The organism is Hymenobacter mellowenesis, from assembly GCF_030581005.1.
Classification (GTDB): domain Bacteria; phylum Bacteroidota; class Bacteroidia; order Cytophagales; family Hymenobacteraceae; genus Hymenobacter; species Hymenobacter mellowenesis.
Window position 1 is genome coordinate 401,353 of sequence record NZ_JAUQSX010000005.1, and the last position, 18,429, is coordinate 419,781.

Here is an 18,429-nt window from a genome sequence, read left to right on the forward strand (position 1 = left end):
GAGCCCCGCAGCGCGTGACCGTTCTGATTCGGCCGCGCCTTACGAGGGATGCAGAATGTGCAGGATGCGCTGCATATCCTCAATCGAGTCGAAGGCGATTTTGATTTCGCCGTTGCCTTTGGCCGTGGGGCGCACCTGCACGCGCGAGCCAAACCGGTCGGTGAGGTGGCGCTCGGTGCGGCGCAGCTCGGCGGCGGGCACGGCGGGCTGCGCCGGGGCGCTGTTGGCCTCGCCATTGGGGCTGGCCGGGGCCGCGTTCCGGCCGAAGCCGCCGCGCACCAACTCCTCCACGCGGCGCACAGACAGCTCCTCGGCCACGATTTTGCGGAACAGCTCCACCTGGGCCTTGGCATCGTCGAGGCCGATGAGGGCGCGGGCGTGGCCCATGCTGATTTCGGCGTCGCGCAGGCCAATCTGCACGTCGGGCGGCAGCTTGAGCAGGCGCAGGTAATTGGTCACCGTCGAGCGGTTTTTGCCCACCCGGTCGCCCAGCTCTTCCTGGCGCAGGTTGCACTCGCTCAGCAGGCGCTGGTAGCTGAGGGCAATTTCGATGGCATTCAGGTTTTCGCGCTGAATGTTCTCAATCAAAGCCATTTCCAGCATTTGCTGGTCGTCGGCCTTGCGGATGTAGGCCGGAATCGTCTCCAAACCCGCCAGCTTGGACGCCTGCAAGCGGCGCTCCCCGCTGATGAGCTGGTAGGAGTTGGTTCCGAGCTGGCGCAGCGTTACGGGCTGGATAATGCCCTGGATTTTAATGCTGTCGGCCAGTTCCTGCAGGGCTTGCTGGTCGAAGTGGGTGCGGGGCTGGTAGGGGTTGGCCTCGATGTGCTCGACGGAAATGAAGCCCACCGAATTGACGGGGTGCGACACCAGCCGGTCGCCGGAGTTGGGGCGCTCGCCTTTTTTCTCGTAGCTGCCCTCAATCAGGGCGTTTAGGCCGCGGCCCAAGCCCCCCTTGCGTTTCACGGCGGCGGCGGCCGCCAGGGCCGCTTGCAACTTCTCTTCGTTCTTCTCTAGTGGCATAGTGCATCGGCCGGGCCCATAAAAGGCGGTTGGCAACCGAACGTCAAATTTACGGATAGTTGGCCGAAGGGCAAGCCGGAAGTTTTCGGGACGTTCGGCCGGGCGGTTGCGCTTATAATGAACACTGCTCATCCGACGGCCTGGGGGCCGGCCCGACCGTAAATACATGGTGAGGGCCCCCACGACCCTTATAAACCTGCATCCGATAGGCGCCATGGCCGGCGGCGGCGAGCGCCGCATTCACCAACGAACGCAACTGGCTATCGAAGTTGTGCACCAAGCCTTGTTCCAGCGCCTCCAGCCAGCCGGCCTCTTGCGGCGCATCGGCAAGAAGCTCGACGTGGGCCGATTGGCCGTCGAAAGCGCGGAGAAAGGCTTGCATGCCGCAAATAATAAAAGGGCTGCTGATGGGTCTTCAGTTGTCCTTTGGATTCTGGTGCAGCGCCAGCACCGCAACGACTTCGCAGACGCCAATGGGCTGGCCTTCGTGGACGTAGCCTTTCACGCCAACTTTTATTTGTTGGCAATGAAAATTCCGGAAAGCTGGATTGACAATAAACATATCCGCTAAGCCTTGCCGGGACATGGGCTCACCCTCGGGCAGCACTTCGCCCGTAGAGGATATAAACTCCGGCCAAATCATGAAGACTTGGTTCGGCTTACCGATATTTTCGTCTTCGTAAGAAAAGTCCCAGCGAATGTGCTGGAAATGCGGCGTCTTCCGCCCGCCTTCTGCGGCGCTGTAGAGGCGGTAGCTTACCCGAAAGTCCGGGGGCAAATGTTCGGAATAAGTAGCCATTCAGTGGCTGCTGTGGCTTTAAGAAACGGAAGAAGCTGGGTTGCCTACCGATGCGAGGCCGGGACCTCGTTGAGACTGAAAAAATGAGGCTTTAAGCCCATACGAATGACAACCAGTTGACGATGAGAGTCCTCAAACCAATTGAAAACACCTTTGATTTCGCTCCCTAAAGCCGGATAATCGTCAGGCCATTTCATGTTTCCTTCCGGCTTCCCAAAATCCGTAATATCCATTCGCACAGGAAACCCGTGGCCAGAATCGAAGAAGACTCCAAAAAGGGTTCGGGCAAAAATATTTCCTGACAGCACTGTGCCAAAAGGCAACTCCTGCTTCAGCCGGTTCCATTCGTCGGTTTTGCTAGCTTCCCCGCAAATGCCGCCGCGAAAAGGTGGGTAGTCGATTATCTCAAGTCGCATAACTTGAGCTATATAGCAGCCTAAATCCGCTCGTCCTCCGCCGTTTCCTCCGTGGCTTCCACGCTGTTTTTCTCCACGATTTCGCGGGCCAGGTTGAGGTAGCTGATGGAGCCTTTGCTCTCGGCGTCGTGCAGGATGACGGGGATGCCGAAGCTGGGCGACTCGCTCAGCTTCACGTTGCGCGGGATAATGGTGTCGAAGGCCAGCTGCTGGAAGTGCATGCGGACTTCTTCCACCACTTGGTTGCTCAGGCGCAGGCGCACGTCGTACATCGTGAGCAGGATGCCTTCGATTTCGAGCTCCGTGTTGAGGCGGCTCTGAATGATTTTGATGGTATTCAGGAGCTTGCCCAGGCCTTCGAGGGCAAAGTACTCGCACTGCACCGGGATGATGACCGAGTGCGCGGCCGTGAGGGCGTTCACCGTAATGAGGCCGAGCGAGGGCGAGCAGTCGATGATGATGAAGTCGTACTCGGCGGCGAGGGGGCGCAGGGCCTCCTTCATTTTCTCCTCGCGGTTGGGCAGGTTTATCATCTCCACCTCGGCGCCCACCAGGTCGATGTGGGAGGGCATGAGGTCGAGGTGGGGCAGGATGTTGGTGGGCACGATGATATCCTGGGCGTTGATGCCGTCCACCATGCACTCGTAGATGCTGTTCTGGATGTCCTTGGGGTCGTAGCCCACGCCCGAGGTGGCATTGGCCTGGGGGTCGGCGTCGACGAGCAGGGTCCGGTAGTCCAGGGCGGCCAGGGACGCCGCGAGGTTAATGGAAGTAGTGGTTTTGCCCACCCCGCCTTTCTGATTGGCTACCGCGATGATTTTTCCCATGAGTCTCTCTAATTGTCAGTTGGTCGTTGTCAGTTGTCAGTTGCTTGGTATTGGATGTTCAGTATCAGGGGCCGGGAGTTTTTACGCTTCCCAACTAACAACTGATAACGAACAACTGACAACTCATAACTAATAACTTTTGCCGTAGCATTGTGACAAAGATACATTCTTTCCCTGTTCGCATGGCCCCTTTTTTGGCTCGTTGGGCTAGCTTCTCGGCTAAACTATTTGGATTTTCGGCGGCGGCGCTGGCCCTGGCCGGCTGCCACGACGCGGCCCGCCCGGCCGCCGACGAGCGACGCGTGTTTCGCTACAACCAGCCCGAGGCCCTCTCGTCGCTCGACCCCGCTTTTGCCCGCAACCAGGCCAACTGGTGGGCCGTGAACCAGCTTTATAACGGCTTGGTCGAACTTGATTCTACTTTGCAGCCCACCCCGGCGCTGGCTCGGCGCTACAGCATTTCACCGGATGGGAAGACGTACACGTTCGTATTGCGAAAGGAGGTTTTCTTTCACGAAGATTCAGCGGTTTTTAAGCCTTCTGAATTGTCTTTGCGAAAAATGGCCGAACAGGAAGCAAGGGACCATCATCGACCGGTTGATTATGACCACCTGGAATCTTACCCGGTCCCTACTCGTCGAGTGACGGCCGCCGACTTCGTTTACAGCTTCAAGCGCATCCTCGACCCGGCTACGGCCAGCACCGGCGGCTGGATTTTCCGGGGTAAAATCCTGGAGAAGCCCGACGGCAGCCCCAGCGACACGGCCTTCGTGGCCGCCAACGACTCCACGCTGCGCATCCACCTCAAGGAGCCGTTTGTGCCGTTTCTGGGCATCCTGACCATGCCATACGCCTACGTGGTGCCGCACGAGGCCGTGGAGAAGTACGGCAAGGATTTCCGGGAGCACCCGGTGGGCACCGGGCCGTTCCGCTTCAAGCTCTGGGACGAGGGCAATGTGCTGCTCTACGAGCGCAACTTTCATTACTGGCGCTCTGACCGACAGGGCCGTAAGTTGCCCTACCTGGATGCCGTGGCCATCAGCTTTTTGCCCGACCGCAAGACCGAGTTTCTGACCTTCATGCAGGGCAAGCTGGATTTCCTGTCCGGCATCCGGGCCGGCTCGCGTGACCTCATCATGTACCCCGACGGGAATATTCGGGAGGATTTCAAGGGCAAGTTCACGGTACAGAAAGTGCCGTACCTGAACACTGAGTACCTTGGTATTCAGCTCGATTCGGCCAACCTGACCGGCGAGCAGGCCGTGCAAGGCCGCGCCCTGCGCGACAAGCGCGTGCGCCAGGCCCTGAATTACGCCCTCAACAAGCCCGAAATGCTGACCTACCTGCTCAACCGGGTGGGCACGGCGGGCACCTCGGGCTTCGTGCCCAAGGCCCTGCCCTCGTTCTCGGAAAAAGAAGTGCCCGGCTACAGCTACCAGCCGCAGAAGGCCCGCCAACTGCTACGCGCCGCCGGCTACGGCCCACAACGGCCCCTGAAGCTACGCTTAAGCACCGTGCTGGAACGCAAGGAGATAGGCGAATACCTGCAGAAGCAGTGGGCCGACGTGGGCGTGCAGGTCCAGATTGACATCAATCAATCGGCCGCGCAGCAGGATTTGGTGGACAATGGCCGGGTGGCCTTCTTCGCCAAAAGCTGGCTCGGCGACTACCCCGACGCCGAAAACTATCTGGCCCTGTTCTATAGCCCCAACTTCAGCCCCGCCGGCCCCGACAAAACCCACTTCAAAAACGCGCAGTACGACAAGCTCTACGACGAAGCCCGCCGCACCCAGGACGTGACCAAGCGTACGGCGCTCTACCAGGCCATGGACCGCATTGTGGTGGAGGAGTCGCCCGTCATCAGCCTTTATTACGACGAAGTGGTGCGCCTCACGCAGAACAACGTGCGTGGCCTCACGCCCAACCCCATGAATACTTTGCTGTTGGAGCGGGTGCATAAGGATTAGCCAGCATTTCTATTCAATCCAAAAGGTATTCGCTATGGGGTATTTGCGAATTGTATTTTCTGCGGCAATGCTGGCCTTGGCGGGCGTTTCGGACACGCAAGGCCAAGCTGTGCGGCCGGCTGCGGCGGCCCCGTTGGTTATCGGCCAGACATTCACGCTCCCTTCCAAAGCCTTGGGCGAAACCCGCCGCATCAACGTGTACCTGCCGGATGCTTACACCGATTCGGCCACGCGGCGGCTGCCGGTGCTGTATATGCCGGATGGGGGCCTAAAGGAAGATTTTCTGCACGTGGCGGGCCTGGTGCAGGTGCTGGTGGGCAATGGCACGATGCGCCCGTTCATCCTGGTCGGCATCGAAAACACCCAGCGGCGGCGCGACCTGACCGGCCCCACCACCAACGAAAAGGACAAGCAGATTGCGCCCAAAGTAGGCGGCTCGGCGGCCTACCGCCAGTTCATCCGAGAAGAAATGATGCCGCAGGTGAAGCAGCGCTACCGCACCACGGCCGAAACGGCCATCGTGGGCGAGTCGCTCGCCGGCCTGTTCGTGGTCGAAACCCTGTTGCTGGAGCCCGCTCTGTTCAACACCTACCTCGCCTTCGACCCCAGCCTGTGGTGGAACAACGGGCAACTGGCCGCGCAGGCCGGCGCAACGCTACAAAAAATGCGGCCCGCTGCCACGGTATACCTGGCCACCAGCATCCACGGCGACTCGGTCGCTACCCGCCGCCTGGTGGAGTTGGCCCGCCCGCAGGCCGCCCGCCTGGGGGCCTGGCACTACGAGGCCATGCCACAGGAAACACACGCTACGATATACCACCCGGCGGCACTGCGGGCTTTTCGGGCGGTGTTTGCGCCGCCAGCGGCTGGTGCCAAGCATTGACGCGGCGCGGAGGATATCGAACGACGCAGAGCTGCTGAGCGTCGCGCTACCTGTCAGTGCCCTTCACCTGGGCCAGCGCATCAAACTGCGTGGAGAGGAAAGTGAAATAGCTTTGCACGTTCTCGGGAATATTCGATTCGGCCGCCACTTTTTTGAGGGTGCCATCGGGCTGGCGGATGGCGACAATGGTACTGGGCATGTCGGTGACGCCGCTTCGGTACTGTGCCTCAAACGTTTCAAAACGGGCTTCTTTGGCTTGGCGCAGCATATCAGCCACCGTGGCCGCGGGTAGTTTGAACTCCTTTTTGCCCATGATGGCCACGTTGTGGCGGCCTTCGTAGGCCACGCGGCCGTCGGCAAATACCTGCATCGTATACACCGGGCAGGTACCGAAGCAGGGCGTGCGCTCGAAGGTGAGCACCGGGCCGGCCGCGGTAGGAACAGGCTGCTTAGCCGCGGCCTTTTTGCTGACCTTCTTAGTCTTGGTTTTCTGGATGGTGGCCTTCTGAGCGCAGGCGGACAGGGAAAGGCTGAAGAAACTCAGCAACAGAAGCAGCGGGAGGTAGCGCATGGCGAATGGGGCGTTTAAGCCGTGAAAGTAGGCAAACAAAAAACCGGCAGAACGAAAACCGTGCCTACGGTTGCGTTCTGCCGGTTTTGCAGGTTGGCATTTATAAAAAGTACGTCATGCAGAGCGCAGCGAAGCATCTCTACCGCAGTGGCAATTGATTTTACTTCCGAGGTAAAGATGCTTCGCCGCGCTCTGCATGACGTGCTTTTCCGTTGTTCAACGACTAAGACTTGCGCTTGGCTTGGGCCTCGCGCTCCTGCGCGGCTTTCATGGCTTCGGCGATGCGGCCCTGCAGGCCGCCGGGCTTCTTGTCCTTGTTCTTGATTTTGTTGGCGTCGAGCTGGGCGCGGATTTTGGTGTCGTCGACGAAGGCTTTGGTGATGGCCTGCTGCGCGAAAGTGATGACGTTCGACACGAAGTAGTACCAGGTGAGGCCTGCCGCAAAGCTGTTCAGCACGAACAGGAAGATGATGGGCATCAGGTAGCTGTAAGTCTTCATGGGGCCCTGCATGGCCGTGTTGGTCTGGTTGCTCTGCCAAGTCATGAGCAGGGTGGAGGCCGTCATGAGCAGCGTGAACATCGACACATGGTCGCCGTACCATTTCACGTAGAAGGGCAGCTTCACGAATACGTCGTAGCTGCTCAAGTCCTTGGCCCAGAGGAAGGTTTGCTGGCGCAGCTCAATGGCATTGGGGAAGAACTGGAACATGGCAAACAGGATGGGCAGCGTGAGCAGCGTGGGCACGCAGCCACTGAGCGGGCTCACGCCGAAGGTCGAGTAGAGCTTCATCGTTTCCTGCTGCACCTTGGTCTGGTCGTCACCGTACTTGGCTTTCAGCTCGTCAATCTCCGGCTTCAGCACCTTCATGCGGGCCTGGCTCTCGTAGGTTTTGTACGTCAAAGGCCACGTTACCAGTTTAATAAGCACTACCAGCAGCAGGATGATAACGCCGTAGGAGCTGATGTACTGCTCCAGGAAGTGGAACACCGGCAGCACCACAAAGCGGTTCACCCAGCGGAACAAGCCCCAGCCCAGGTACACGTTGCGGTCGAACTCGGGCGCCACGGCCTTCAGGGTGTTGAAGGCGTTCGGGCCGAAGTAGAAGCGGTACTGGCCGCGGCCCTGCTCCACCTCGGCCACCGGAATGGTGAGCGTGCTGCTCAGGGTTTTGATGGTGGCGGAGTCGGCCAGGTCCACGTTCGAGTTGAACGCGCCGCCCGCGAAGGGCTGCTGGTCGGCAATGATGCCGGCCACGAAGAAGTCGTGCTTGTGGGCCGCCCATTTCACCGGGCCGGCGGCCTTGTATTCCTCGGGCTTCTCGCTGGCCTCGGCCAGGGCGCCCTGGTCGCCAGCGGCCAGGTAGTGGTTGATGGTGGTGTGGTTGCGGTTTTGCTTGAGGTCCTGCTCGGTCTGGCGCACTTCGTCGATGAACGAGAAGGTGAGCGGCTCTTGGGCCACGGTACGGTCGAGGCCGTTAAGGCGCAGGTCGTACTTGAGCTCGAAGCTGTTGGCGGGCAGCGTATACGTCTGCACGATGCTGCCAGCGCCCACCGGCGCGGTGAAGGTGAGCACCGAGCCGCCGTCCGTGCTCTGCGAGGGCACGGCCTGGAAGTTCAAATCCGAAAACCGGACGGTTTTGCCATCAATCGTGCGGAATTTGGTGTCCATCCGCGCGCTCTTGGCATCGAACAAGTCCATTGGCTTGCCGAAGAACGTCTTGTATTTCAGCAGGCGCACGGCCGAAATTCGGCCGCCCCGCGTCGAGAGCGTCACGTCGAGGTTGGCGTTGGTCAAGTGTAGGTCCTGGGCGGGGCCGGCGGTGGTGTCGAGGGCGGCTTCGGGCGTCAAGGCCGTGGATGGGGCGGCGGGCGCTTTGGCGGCAGCGGTTGGAGCGGGCTCTTTGCCGGCGGCTTTTTCATCCGTTTTCTTCGGGCTGAAGAAGAACAGGTACACGAGAAGCAAGGCCGAAATGAGAAAGAGGCCGGTTGCTGAGTTTCTATCCATTAGTTGTAAAGGTTGCGAAGGGGCAAAGGTACGGCGGGACGCTGCGCTTAATGAAGAATGATACAGGAGGAATGAAAGAACGTCATGCTGAGCGTAGTCGAAGCATCTCGCGTGCTCAAGTAATCCAATCGCAAGAAGGGAATCACCATTACACGCGAGATGCTTCGACTACGCTCAGCATGACGTTCTTTGTATATGACTTGAGCCGCAGGTGGTCTACCCCTTGCGGTGCTGAATGGCCGCCCGCACAAACCGCACGAACAGAGGGTGGGGCTGCTCCACGGTGCTTTTCAGTTCGGGGTGGAACTGCCCGGCCACGAACCACGGGTGCGTGGGCAGCTCAATCACCTCCACTAGGCCGGTTTCGGGGTTGGTGCCGGTGGCTTGCAGGCCCGATTCCTCGAACTGCTTGAGGTAGTCGTTGTTGAATTCGTAGCGGTGGCGGTGCCGCTCGCTGATGTGGTTTTTGGCGTAGGCTTTGGCGGCTTTCGAGCCGCGGCGCAGGTCGCAGGCGTAGGCGCCGAGGCGCATGGTGCCGCCTTTCAGGGTCACATTTTTCTGCTCCTCCATCATGGCCACCACGGGGTTGGGCGTGAGGGCGTCCATTTCGGTCGAGTTGGCGTTGGGCAGGCCCAGCACGTTGCGGGCGTATTCCACCACGGCCACCTGCATGCCCAGGCAGATGCCGAAGAACGGAATGTTGTGCTCGCGCACATATTTCACGGCCACAATCTTGCCCTCAAAGCCCCGCTCGCCGAAGCCGGGCGCCACCAGCACGCCGTCGCAGCCGTGCAGCAGGGCGGCGATGTTTTCGTGGGTGATGTTGTCGGACTGAATGCTGCGCACCGTCACTTTGCACTCGTTCTGGGCGCCGGCGTGTACGAAGGCTTCGTTGATGGATTTGTAGGCGTCGGGCAGCTCCACGTACTTGCCCACCAATGCAATGGTCACTTCCTCGGTCGGGTTTTTCAGCTTGCCGAGGAAGTCTTTCCAGGCTTCCAGGTCAGGCTGCTGGGCGCCGCCGGTCAGTTTCAGGCGCTTGATAACCCGCTCATCGAGGCCCTCTTTGCGCATCAGCAAGGGCACCGAGTAAATGCTGTCGGCGTCGAGGCTTTCGATGACCGAATTGATTTTGACGTTGCAAAACAGCGCGATTTTGCGGCGCATCTCCATCGGAATCGGATGCTCGGAGCGGCAGACTAGGATGTCGGGCTGCAGGCCGGCCTCGCGCAGGTCGCGCACCGAGTGCTGGGTGGGCTTGGTTTTGAGCTCGCCAGCGGCCTTTAAGTAGGGCAGCAAGGTGAGGTGAATAACCAGCGAATCGTACTCGGGCAGCTCCCAGCGGAGCTGGCGCACGGCCTCCACGAAGGGCAGGCTCTCGATGTCGCCGATGCAGCCGCCGATTTCGGTGATGACAACGTCGAACTGGCCGTTCTGGCCCAGCAGCAGCATGCGCCGCTTGATTTCGTCGGTGATGTGAGGCACCACCTGCACGGTTTTGCCGAGGAAGGCGCCCTCACGCTCGCGGCGAATGACGTGGTCGTAGATGCGGCCGGTGGTGACGTTATTGGCCTGCGAGGTCGGGGTGTTCAGGAACCGCTCGTAGTGGCCGAGGTCGAGGTCGGTTTCGGCCCCGTCGTCGGTCACGTAGCACTCGCCGTGCTCGTACGGGTTGAGCGTACCGGGGTCGATGTTGATGTAGGGGTCGAACTTCTGGATGGTGACTCGGAACCCGCGGGCCTGCAAAAGCTTGGCCAGCGAGGCGGAAATGATTCCTTTGCCGAGTGAAGAAGTGACGCCGCCGGTAACGAAAATGAATTTCGCAGCCGACGCGGAGGGGGAGGGGGTTTGGCGTTCGGGCATGACGGGAGTCAAAAGTACGGCACCCAAAGTTGGGATGCCGGAAAAAATGCGCCGGCCGCCATGCGCCCGCCGCCCGCCCCGCTATCCAAGCGCCTGAGTTGCTACGCTTCCGGTGGCCCGCCATCCAGCCAAAAAAAGCCCCCACCACCAGTCGGCAGCGGGGACAGATACTCAGGCCAGAAGCCGCGTGATGAGCTATTCAACCACCACGCGCCGGGCCAGGGCGTGCCCACCGGCTTGCACCCGCAGCACGTACACGCCCGGCGCTAAGCCGGCCGTGGCAAAGGCCAGCGAGGCCCCGACCGGCGGCGCGGTGGCCTGCGCACGCACCACTTGGCCCAGCGCGTTCAGCAGCTCGGCCCGCACGGGGGCGGCGCCCCAGGCGGCCGGCAGCTGCACCGTAAAGCCGTCCCGTGCCGGGTTGGGAAACAGAGTCACCTCGGCCGCTGCAGTGGCGGATGCGGCGGCCAGGGGGGTAAAGGTGCCGGTGTTGAGCAGTACGCCGACTGTGCTGCTGCCGAAATTAGCCGTGACGATATCCGGCCGGCCGTCGCCGTTTATGTCCGCTACGGACACGCCATAGAGCGTAAGTCCGCCACCGGTAGTACCAGCCGCATAAGTACTAACAGCGGCAAAGCCCCCAGCAGTTTGCCCCAGTAATATTCCGGCCGTTTCGGTGCCCGCATTGGCGGTCACGAGGTCGAGCAGGCCATCGCCGTTCACATCGGCCACGGCCACGCCATCAGGGCTGCTGCCGGGCCCGGTTGAGTAGGTTCTGATAGGGGCAAGGCTCCCGCCGGCCTGGCCTAGCAGTACCCCGACCGTGTTGCGGTCGGTGCTGGTCGTCACGATGTCCGGCCGGCCGTCGCCGTTCACGTCGGCCACGGCCAAGCCATTGGGACGGGTAGTGCCGATGGTTGGGTAAGGGCTGACGGGGCCGAACCCCCCGCCCGCCAGTCCAAGCAATATTCCAACGCTGCCGTCGTGGTTTGTGACGATGTCTGCTCGGCCGTCGCCATCCATGTCGGCCACGGCCACGCTTTTAGGGTACGCGCTGGTCAAATGAAAGCTGAAGGGAGCAAAACTCCCACTGGCCAACCCTAGCAGCACGCCCGCCGAGCCGTTACCGGTATTGGCCGCCACGATATCCGGTCGGCCGTCGCCGTTCACGTCGGCCACGGCCAAGCCATTAGGACTGGTACTGGCATTTATTCCGGTTAAGTATGTACTGGCGAGCGCCAATCCTCCACCGGCCAGTCCCAGTAGCACCCCGACGTTATTAGTCAGGCGATTGGTTGCCACGATGTCCAAACGGCCGTCGCTGTTCACGTCGGCTACGGCCAAGCCTGCAGAGAGGTCGCCGCCGGTTAGGTAGGTGTTGATGGGGAAAAAGCCCCCACCGGCCCGTCCCAGCAATACGCCCACGGAGCCTCCTCCAGAATTCACTGTCACGATGTCTGGCCGGCCGTCGCCGTTCATATCGGCCACAGCCACATTATAAGGGAAGGTGTTTAAGCCAGTCGGGTAGGTGCTGGCCGGCGCAAAACTGGCCGGGGTCTGGGCCTGGGCCCTGCCGGCTGTAGCTAGCAGCAGCCCCAGCGTCGCTAGTGAGTAGGTCCGACGTAGGTGAGTAGAAGGGGAGAAGTGGGGCATAAAGAAAATATTAAACGAGAAACGGGTAATCAATGACCGCAGAAACATAAGTTATTGCCCAGGTTTTTGACCAAAATTCGTGCCCCATTCCAGGAGTAACTGTTTGGAAATAGATGATTTCAGCCGCGGCCTCAACTCCTGCTTCAACCAAAACCAGCAGCCCACCGAAGCTCTCGCAACAAAATGCCGCCCCACCCCACGCCGGATGTTGCAAACGATTGCGGGAATGCGTACATTTATAAATGGCACATTTCATCAATCACCTCGTCCAATCCTGGGGTCTGAGCCCGGTGCACTACTGGCACCTGCGGCTGTTGTTTGCCCTGTTGCTCGTGCCCTTGCTGGGGGTGCTCTACATTGTGCTGTTCGACCGGCCCCGGCGCCCCACCTTGGGCCGCAAGCTGTGGCAGTGAGGCAACCGCCGGAAGGTAGAAACCAGAACCGTCGTGTCGCGCGCAGCGAAGCATGACGTTTCTTTGGGCGTTCTAATGCTTCCGCTTGCCTGCCCATGCTGCACGAAATCCTCCTGCTCGTTCTCGGCCTTCTCTTCGTCGTTTTCCTCCTGGTGATGCTGGGGCAGAAGCTGGGCATTTCCTACCCCATTTTCCTGGTGCTGGGCGGGCTGGCGCTGAGCTTCATCCCCGGCCTGCCGCGCGTGGCCATCGCGCCCGACCTCATTTTCCTGATTTTCCTGCCCCCGCTGCTCTACGAAGCGGCCTGGATGACGTCCTGGAACGACTTCTGGCGCTGGCGGCGGGCCATTGGGCTGCTTGCGTTCGGGCTGGTGGCTTTCACGTCGGGCATCGTGGCTTACGTGGCGCGGGCCGTCATTCCGGGGTTCACGCTGGGGCTGGGGTTTTTGCTGGGCGGCATCATCTCGCCGCCCGATGCCGTGGCCGCCACCTCGGTGCTGCGCGGCGTGAAGGTGCCCCGGCGCGTGACGGCCATTCTGGAAGGCGAGAGCTTGATAAACGATGCCAGCAGCCTGATTGTGTTCCGGTTTGCGCTGCTGGCGGTGCTTTCCGGCACGTTTGTGTGGCAGGAGGCGGCCACCAGCTTCGTAGTGGTAAGCGGCATGGGGCTGGTGGTGGGGCTGGTGGTAGCCAGCGTCTTCTTCCTCATTCACAAATACCTGCCCACTTCGCCCAGCATTAACACGGCGCTCACCTTCATGGCGCCCTACGTGATGTACCTGCTGGCCGAGGAATTCCACTTTTCGGGCGTGCTGGCGGTGGTGAGCGGCGGGCTGCTGCTCTCGCACCTCTCGCACCGCGTGTTCGATGCCAACACCCGCCTGCAGGCCTACAGTGTGTGGGCCAGCGTGAGCTTCGTGCTCAACGGGTTGGTGTTCATTCTCATTGGCTTGCAGCTGCCCATTGCGGTGGAAGGGCTGGGCAACTATTCGCTGCAGCAGGCCATCACCTACGGCCTGCTGATGAGCGGGCTGGTCATCATCATCCGGCTGCTGTGGATGTACCCGGCGGCGTTTGTGCCCCGGTTTCTGAGCCAGAAAATCCGCGACAGCGAGCCCAGTCCGGGCTGGCAGGGCACGCTGGTGCTGGGCTGGGCGGGCATGCGCGGGGTGGTGTCGCTGGCTTCGGCGCTGTCGGTGCCGCTGCTCGCGGCCGATGGCACGGCGTTTCCGCAGCGCAACCTGATTCTGTTCATAACCTTCGTGGTCATTCTCGTCACGCTGGTGCTGCAAGGCCTCACGCTGCCGGCCATCATCCGATTCACCAAAATAGCCGACAACGACGACCGCACCCCCCTCGAAGAGCAGGAAGCCGGCGTGCGCCTGCACCTGCGCCAAGCCGCCGTGAAGCACCTGCAGCGCCAGTACCCCGCCGAAACGGAGGCCAACGAACTCATTGCCCGCCTCCAGCAGCGCATGCAAACCGAAATCAACCTCACCACCCGCACCCTTAACTCCCTGGAAGTAGACGAGGCCGGCCGTGACGCCCTGCGCCAATACCACCTCGTGCTGCTCGACGTGCTGGGCGTGCAGCGCAAAGCCCTGGAGCACCTGCGCCATCACGACTCGTTCGACGACGAAGTGCTGCGCCAGCAGGAGGCCCAGCTCGATTTGGACGAGGCCAAGGTGAAGCACATCGAGCGGTAGGGGCGGGCCGCGCGCCGCTAATCGCGGCGCTCGCAGGCGGCCAGCCGACGCCGGTGCACGCGGAAGCGCAGCAGCCCCACCAGCAGCACCACCGCCGCTACGGCCAACGCCGTGTAGCCCAGCCGGCCGCCGCGCTCGGGATGGAATTGCAGCAGGGCCAGCCCAAAGCCCACCAACGCCAGGCAGGTGCGCACATAAGTAAGCAAGGTGCGTTCGTTGGCGAGACGCGTGCGCTGCAGGGCCAGCTGGTCGGTGAGGGAAAGCGAAGTGGGAGCGGAAGGATGCATGAGGCCAGCGGAAATAAGCGCGGTAAGAAGGATTTTTGAGGCCAACTGCTTGTGCGGGTTTACTTGCCCGCTATATTTGCAGCGCGCTCCCTCATACGGAGCACTTATCAAGAAAGGCGGAGGGACAGGCCCTGCGATGCCTTAGCAACCAGTAGCAATACCAGGTGCTAAATCCTGTTCTGAATCAGCTTCGGCCGATTTAGGAGAAGATAAGTCGAAAAGAGGTTTCCCGTCTGCAGCGGTGATGCTCTTCTGACTTGTCGGAAGGGCTTTTTTTATGCTCTTCCGGTAAGAAATCTTGCGTAAGTGCTTTGGTAGCCGGGTGCGTTTTCGTCTCAACCACAAAACGCAAATACCTCATGCAAGCCTCCACCCGCCTCATTCAATCTTTCCCCGTCGACGAACTAACCGGTGCCCTCGCCGTGCCCATTTACCAGACCTGTACGTTCGTGCAGGAGTCGCCGGGCGTGCACAAGGGGTTCGACTACTCCCGCACCGGAAACCCCACCCGCAGCGCTCTCGAAGAGCTGCTAGCCGGCCTGGAGCACGGCCACTCGGCCTACGCTTTCGCCAGCGGCATGGCCGCCATCGATGCCGTGCTCAAGCTGCTCTCGACCGGCGACCAGATAGTAGCCATCGACGACATCTACGGCGGCGCATTCCGCCTGTTCGAGCACGTGTACCGCCGTTTCGGCATCGATATCGTGTATTGCGACACCGCCGACCTGGCCCAGGTGCAGGCCGCCATCACCGACCGCACCAAGCTGGTGTGGCTGGAAACGCCCTCCAACCCCACGCTCAAAATTTCCGACATTGCGGGACTGGCGGAGCTGGCCCACGCCGCCGGCGCCTGGCTGTGCGTCGACAACACGTTTGCCTCGCCCGTGCTGCAGCAGCCCATTTTGCTGGGCGCTGATTTGGTGGTGCACAGCGCTACCAAGTACCTGGGCGGCCATTCCGACCTCATCGCCGGTGCCGTAGTGGCGGCCACCGAAGAGCTGGGAAAGCAAATCCAGTTCATCCAGAATGCCTCGGGCGCCATTCTAGGGCCGTTCGATTCGTTCCTGGTCATTCGCGGGCTCGAAACGCTGCACCTGCGCATTGCCCAGCACTGCAGCGCCGCCCTGAAAGTAGCCCAGTTTCTACAGACGCGGCCCGAAATCAGCGCCGTGTACTACCCGGGGCTGGAGTCGCACCCCGGCCACGCCATTGCCAAAAAGCAGCAGCCCGATGGTTTCGGCGGCATCATTGCCTTTGTGCTGAACGAGGACACCGTGGAGGCCGCCACGCAGCTGGCCACCAGCCTGCAATACTTCAAGCTGGCCGTGAGCCTGGGCGGCGGCAAGAGCCTCGTGTGCCACTCGGCCTCGATGACGCACACCGCCATTCCGGCCGAAACGCGCCGCGCCGCCGGCTTTGCCGACAGCCTGCTGCGGCTCTCCATTGGCCTGGAAGCGGCCGACGACCTGATTGCCGATTTGACGCAGGCGCTGGATGGGCTGGGCGTGCGCGCGGAAGTGCCGGAGGCGGAAGAGGTGCTGGCGTAAGAACGAGTACCCCGAAGCTGTGCTTCGGCTCGCGTTGAACGATTGGTTCCAACGGGCCGAAGCACAGCTTCGGGATACAATGTCAATTCCGTTCTGACGGGCCGAACGGAGCTTCGGGGGACTCGTGCTTACACCAGCGTGCGCAGGGCCTCGCGGCTGAAGCCCACCATCTCGTCGCCACGGCCTTCGCGGATTTTCTCCACCCAGTTCGGGTCGACAATCAGTTGGCGGCCCACGGCTACGAGGTCGAACTCGTTGCGGTCGAGCCGGCGCAGCAGCTCCTCGATGCTCTGCGGCTCGGAAGCCTCGCCCGCGAAACCGGCCAGGAACTCACCAGACAAGCCCACTGAGCCCACGGTGATGGTGGTTTTGCCGGTGAGCTTTTTCACCCAGCCGGCGAAGTTCAGGTCCGAGCCTTCGTCTTCAAACTCGGGCTCCCAGAAGCGGCGCTGCGAACAATGGAAGATATCGACGCCGGCCTCGGCCAGGGGCTGGAGCCAGACTTCCATTTCCTGGGGCGTGCGGGCCAGCCGGGCGGCGTAGTCCTGCTGTTTCCACTGCGAGAGGCGCAGGCTGATGGCGAAATCTTCGCCCACGGCCCGGCGCACTTCCTTCACCAATTCCACGGCTAGGCGGCTGCGCTGGGTGAGGTCGTCGCCGCCGTAGGAATCGGTGCGCTCGTTTAGGCCAGCCCAGAAGAACTGGTCGATGAGGTAGCCGTGGGCGCCGTGTAGCTCCAGGCAATCGAAGCCGAGGCGCTTGGTGTCGGCCGCAGCTTGGGCGAAGGCAGCAATGGTATCGGCGATGTCGTTTTCGCTCATGGCCTTGCCGGCAGGCTGGCCGGGCTTGAGAAGGCCGGAGGGGCCTTCAAACTGTTCCGACGGTTTCCAGCCGGAACGGTGTTCGGCCATTACGCCCATGTGCCAGAGCTGCGGGCCCATCTGGCCCCCGGCGGCGTGCACTTCGTCGATGACATGCTGCCAGCCGGCTAGCGCCGCCTCGCCGTAGAAATGCGGGACGTTGGGGTCGTTGGACGAGGCCGGGCGCTCCACCACCGTGCCTTCGGAGAGGATGAGGCCAACCTGGCCCTCGGCCCGGCGGCGGTAGTATGCGGCCACATCGGCCCCCGGCACGCCGTGGGGCGAGAAGGAGCGGGTCATAGGCGCCATGACAATGCGGTTTTTGAGTTGGAGAGACTTCAGCGCGAAAGGCGTGAAGAGGGCGTTGGTGGACATAATAGGCGGTTGCTTGTGTCGGATAATGGAAAGTCGACAACAACCGGGCTGGGGCGGTTTTGATTTTTTTGTTGCGCTAGTCCCTGAACGTCATGCCGAGCGTAGCCGAGGCATCTCGCGTGCCGAAGTAATTCAATGAAAAGAATTAGTGGCGGCACGCGAGATGCCTCGGCTACGCTCGGCATGACGTGCTCAGTAGTGCGGTCAAATACATAAGTCCCGCCTCCTAAAGCCACCCCAGCCCCGTTTGCTGCGTAAGTTGCGCCCGATGCTACGTTCCCTTTATTTCCTGCTGCTGCTCACCGCCGGGACCACCCAATTAGCCGCCTGCGCGCAGGCGGCCACCGACAAACCGGCCGGTATGCCCGTGGCCGTGCGGCCCGGCCAGTCGCTACCCTGGCTCGATTCGCTGCTCACGGCTTCGCCCATTCTGCGCCTGCACCAGGTGGGCATGAGCCTGGCCTATGCCGACAGCACCCGCCCGTTCTACGGCTACCAGGAAACCAAATACTTCACGCCGGCCAGCAACATGAAGCTGTTCAGCCTCTACGCCGGCCTGCACATTTTGGCCGACTCGCTGCCCAGCCTGCGCTACTTCTCGCGGAATGACACGCTGTTTTTCCAGGGCACCGGCGACCCCACCCTGCTGCACGGCGACGTGCCCAGCCGCCGCGCCTACAGTTTCCTGCTGAACCGGCCCGAAAAGACGCTGGCTTACTGCGATATTGCCACCGTGACGCCCTTCGGCCCCGGCTGGACCTGGGACGACTACGGCTACTACTTCCAGCCCGAGCGCGTGGCGTTTCCCATTTACGGCAACACCGTGCGCTTCTACGCCACGCCGCCCGCGCCGGTGAAGGCAACAAAAGGTGTCGCCCGCCCGCCCACGCCGCCGCAGTCGCGCATCCGGGTGCTGCCGCGCTACTTCGCGCCGCTGCTGGGCCCGGCCCCGGCCGATATGCGCACGCCCGGCCTCGACCCCGACACGCACATCATCCGGGCGCTGCACGAAAACCGCTTCTACGTGCTGCCTACTGCGAAAAAGTGGGTCGATGAAACGCCCTTCGTCACCAGCCGCGGGCTCATGCTGCGGCTGCTGGGCGATACCCTGCGCCGGGCCACCAGCAACGCCATCTGGCGCCCGCGCCCGGCGCAGCGCGACTCCATCCGCACGCTCTACGGCCTGCGCGTCGATTCGCTCTACCGCCGCATGCTGCGCGTGAGCGACAACTTC

Annotated in this window: 17 protein-coding genes and 1 riboswitch; of the genes, 6 read left to right on the forward strand and 11 right to left on the reverse strand. The window is 61.7% G+C overall.

The features are described 5' to 3' along the window. Positions 1-39 precede the first annotated feature (39 nt). The 5 genes from Q5H92_RS12325 to Q5H92_RS12345 all read right to left on the reverse strand — a co-directional run bounded on the left by Q5H92_RS12325 (position 40) and on the right by Q5H92_RS12345 (position 3,065). Positions 40-1,023 (reverse strand): ParB/RepB/Spo0J family partition protein, encoded by a 984-nt coding sequence (locus Q5H92_RS12325; protein ID WP_305011828.1) that lies wholly within the window; start codon positions 1,021-1,023, stop codon positions 40-42. Positions 1,024-1,135: 112 nt separating this feature from the next. Further along, positions 1,136-1,405 (reverse strand): hypothetical protein, encoded by a 270-nt coding sequence (locus tag Q5H92_RS12330; protein WP_305011829.1) that lies wholly within the window; start codon positions 1,403-1,405, stop codon positions 1,136-1,138. Positions 1,406-1,438: 33 nt separating this feature from the next. Next, entirely contained in the window at positions 1,439-1,822 is a 384-nt protein-coding gene (locus Q5H92_RS12335) for a hypothetical protein (RefSeq protein WP_305011830.1), read from the reverse strand. Between the two features lie 44 nt (positions 1,823-1,866). Continuing rightward, entirely contained in the window at positions 1,867-2,238 is a 372-nt protein-coding gene (locus tag Q5H92_RS12340; protein WP_305011831.1) for a hypothetical protein, read from the reverse strand. A gap of 20 nt (positions 2,239-2,258) precedes the next feature. Beyond that, complete coding sequence (locus Q5H92_RS12345; RefSeq protein ID WP_198067939.1) at positions 2,259-3,065, reverse strand: ParA family protein; 807 nt, start codon at positions 3,063-3,065, stop codon at positions 2,259-2,261. Positions 3,066-3,247: 182 nt separating this feature from the next. On the opposite strand from Q5H92_RS12345, the gene Q5H92_RS12350 reads away from it, so the two are divergent. Continuing rightward, positions 3,248-5,032, forward strand: coding sequence for an ABC transporter substrate-binding protein (locus tag Q5H92_RS12350; protein WP_305011832.1), 1,785 nt, complete (start codon positions 3,248-3,250; stop codon positions 5,030-5,032). 67 nt (positions 5,033-5,099) lie between these two features. Then, entirely contained in the window at positions 5,100-5,915 is an 816-nt protein-coding gene (locus tag Q5H92_RS12355; RefSeq protein ID WP_305011833.1) for an alpha/beta hydrolase, read from the forward strand. Positions 5,916-5,961: 46 nt separating this feature from the next. On the opposite strand, the gene Q5H92_RS12360 is transcribed toward Q5H92_RS12355, so the two are convergent. The 4 genes from Q5H92_RS12360 to Q5H92_RS12375 form a co-directional block, all read right to left on the reverse strand. Further along, positions 5,962-6,486 (reverse strand): DUF6438 domain-containing protein, encoded by a 525-nt coding sequence (locus Q5H92_RS12360; RefSeq protein ID WP_305011834.1) that lies wholly within the window; start codon positions 6,484-6,486, stop codon positions 5,962-5,964. A gap of 223 nt (positions 6,487-6,709) precedes the next feature. Continuing rightward, a complete protein-coding gene (yidC, locus tag Q5H92_RS12365; RefSeq protein WP_305011835.1) occupies positions 6,710-8,491 on the reverse strand; it encodes a membrane protein insertase YidC in 1,782 nt (593 codons plus the stop codon). 216 nt (positions 8,492-8,707) lie between these two features. Continuing rightward, positions 8,708-10,354, reverse strand: coding sequence for a CTP synthase (gene pyrG, locus Q5H92_RS12370; RefSeq protein ID WP_305011836.1), 1,647 nt, complete (start codon positions 10,352-10,354; stop codon positions 8,708-8,710). 195 nt (positions 10,355-10,549) lie between these two features. Further along, the gene (locus Q5H92_RS12375; RefSeq protein ID WP_305011837.1) at positions 10,550-12,007 is read right to left on the reverse strand and encodes an FG-GAP-like repeat-containing protein; all 1,458 of its coding nucleotides are present in this window, start codon (positions 12,005-12,007) and stop codon (positions 10,550-10,552) included. Between the two features lie 242 nt (positions 12,008-12,249). Between Q5H92_RS12375 and Q5H92_RS12380 the strand changes: the two genes are divergently transcribed. Next, positions 12,250-12,420 carry a hypothetical protein gene (locus Q5H92_RS12380; protein WP_305011838.1) on the forward strand — a complete coding sequence of 57 codons (171 nt, stop codon included), beginning with the start codon at positions 12,250-12,252 and terminating at the stop codon, positions 12,418-12,420. Between the two features lie 95 nt (positions 12,421-12,515). Next, a complete protein-coding gene (locus Q5H92_RS12385) occupies positions 12,516-14,126 on the forward strand; it encodes a Na+/H+ antiporter (RefSeq protein ID WP_305011839.1) in 1,611 nt (536 codons plus the stop codon). A 17-nt stretch (positions 14,127-14,143) separates the two neighbouring features. Here Q5H92_RS12385 and Q5H92_RS12390 read toward each other — a convergent pair whose 3' ends face one another. Further along, entirely contained in the window at positions 14,144-14,413 is a 270-nt protein-coding gene (locus tag Q5H92_RS12390; RefSeq protein WP_305011840.1) for a YidH family protein, read from the reverse strand. 101 nt (positions 14,414-14,514) lie between these two features. Further along, positions 14,515-14,629: riboswitch (SAM riboswitch) on the forward strand. Between the two features lie 143 nt (positions 14,630-14,772). On the opposite strand from Q5H92_RS12390, the gene Q5H92_RS12395 reads away from it, so the two are divergent. Next, a complete protein-coding gene (locus Q5H92_RS12395; protein WP_305011841.1) occupies positions 14,773-15,960 on the forward strand; it encodes a trans-sulfuration enzyme family protein in 1,188 nt (395 codons plus the stop codon). Positions 15,961-16,088: 128 nt separating this feature from the next. Here the strand turns inward: Q5H92_RS12395 and Q5H92_RS12400 are convergent, their stop codons facing one another. Further along, positions 16,089-17,195, reverse strand: coding sequence for an NADH:flavin oxidoreductase (locus tag Q5H92_RS12400; RefSeq protein ID WP_305011842.1), 1,107 nt, complete (start codon positions 17,193-17,195; stop codon positions 16,089-16,091). Between the two features lie 268 nt (positions 17,196-17,463). Between Q5H92_RS12400 and Q5H92_RS12405 the strand changes: the two genes are divergently transcribed. Further along, a partial coding sequence (locus Q5H92_RS12405) for a D-alanyl-D-alanine carboxypeptidase (RefSeq protein WP_305011843.1) occupies positions 17,464-18,429 on the forward strand: 966 nt, incomplete at its 3' end.

Coding starts and splice junctions, on each gene's coding strand:
- Q5H92_RS12345 (WP_198067939.1), bottom strand. CDS start 3,065: ATGGGAAAAATCATCGCGGTAGCCAATCAGAAAGGCGGGGTGGGCAAA.
- yidC (WP_305011835.1), bottom strand. CDS start 8,491: ATGGATAGAAACTCAGCAACCGGCCTCTTTCTCATTTCGGCCTTGCTT.
- Q5H92_RS12390 (WP_305011840.1), bottom strand. CDS start 14,413: ATGCATCCTTCCGCTCCCACTTCGCTTTCCCTCACCGACCAGCTGGCC.
- pyrG (WP_305011836.1), bottom strand. CDS start 10,354: ATGCCCGAACGCCAAACCCCCTCCCCCTCCGCGTCGGCTGCGAAATTC.
- Q5H92_RS12335 (WP_305011830.1), bottom strand. CDS start 1,822: ATGGCTACTTATTCCGAACATTTGCCCCCGGACTTTCGGGTAAGCTAC.
- Q5H92_RS12375 (WP_305011837.1), bottom strand. CDS start 12,007: ATGCCCCACTTCTCCCCTTCTACTCACCTACGTCGGACCTACTCACTA.
- Q5H92_RS12380 (WP_305011838.1), top strand. CDS start 12,250: ATGGCACATTTCATCAATCACCTCGTCCAATCCTGGGGTCTGAGCCCG.
- Q5H92_RS12385 (WP_305011839.1), top strand. CDS start 12,516: ATGCTGCACGAAATCCTCCTGCTCGTTCTCGGCCTTCTCTTCGTCGTT.
- Q5H92_RS12360 (WP_305011834.1), bottom strand. CDS start 6,486: ATGCGCTACCTCCCGCTGCTTCTGTTGCTGAGTTTCTTCAGCCTTTCC.
- Q5H92_RS12350 (WP_305011832.1), top strand. CDS start 3,248: ATGGCCCCTTTTTTGGCTCGTTGGGCTAGCTTCTCGGCTAAACTATTT.
- Q5H92_RS12330 (WP_305011829.1), bottom strand. CDS start 1,405: ATGCAAGCCTTTCTCCGCGCTTTCGACGGCCAATCGGCCCACGTCGAG.
- Q5H92_RS12340 (WP_305011831.1), bottom strand. CDS start 2,238: ATGCGACTTGAGATAATCGACTACCCACCTTTTCGCGGCGGCATTTGC.
- Q5H92_RS12395 (WP_305011841.1), top strand. CDS start 14,773: ATGCAAGCCTCCACCCGCCTCATTCAATCTTTCCCCGTCGACGAACTA.
- Q5H92_RS12400 (WP_305011842.1), bottom strand. CDS start 17,195: ATGTCCACCAACGCCCTCTTCACGCCTTTCGCGCTGAAGTCTCTCCAA.
- Q5H92_RS12325 (WP_305011828.1), bottom strand. CDS start 1,023: ATGCCACTAGAGAAGAACGAAGAGAAGTTGCAAGCGGCCCTGGCGGCC.
- Q5H92_RS12355 (WP_305011833.1), top strand. CDS start 5,100: ATGCTGGCCTTGGCGGGCGTTTCGGACACGCAAGGCCAAGCTGTGCGG.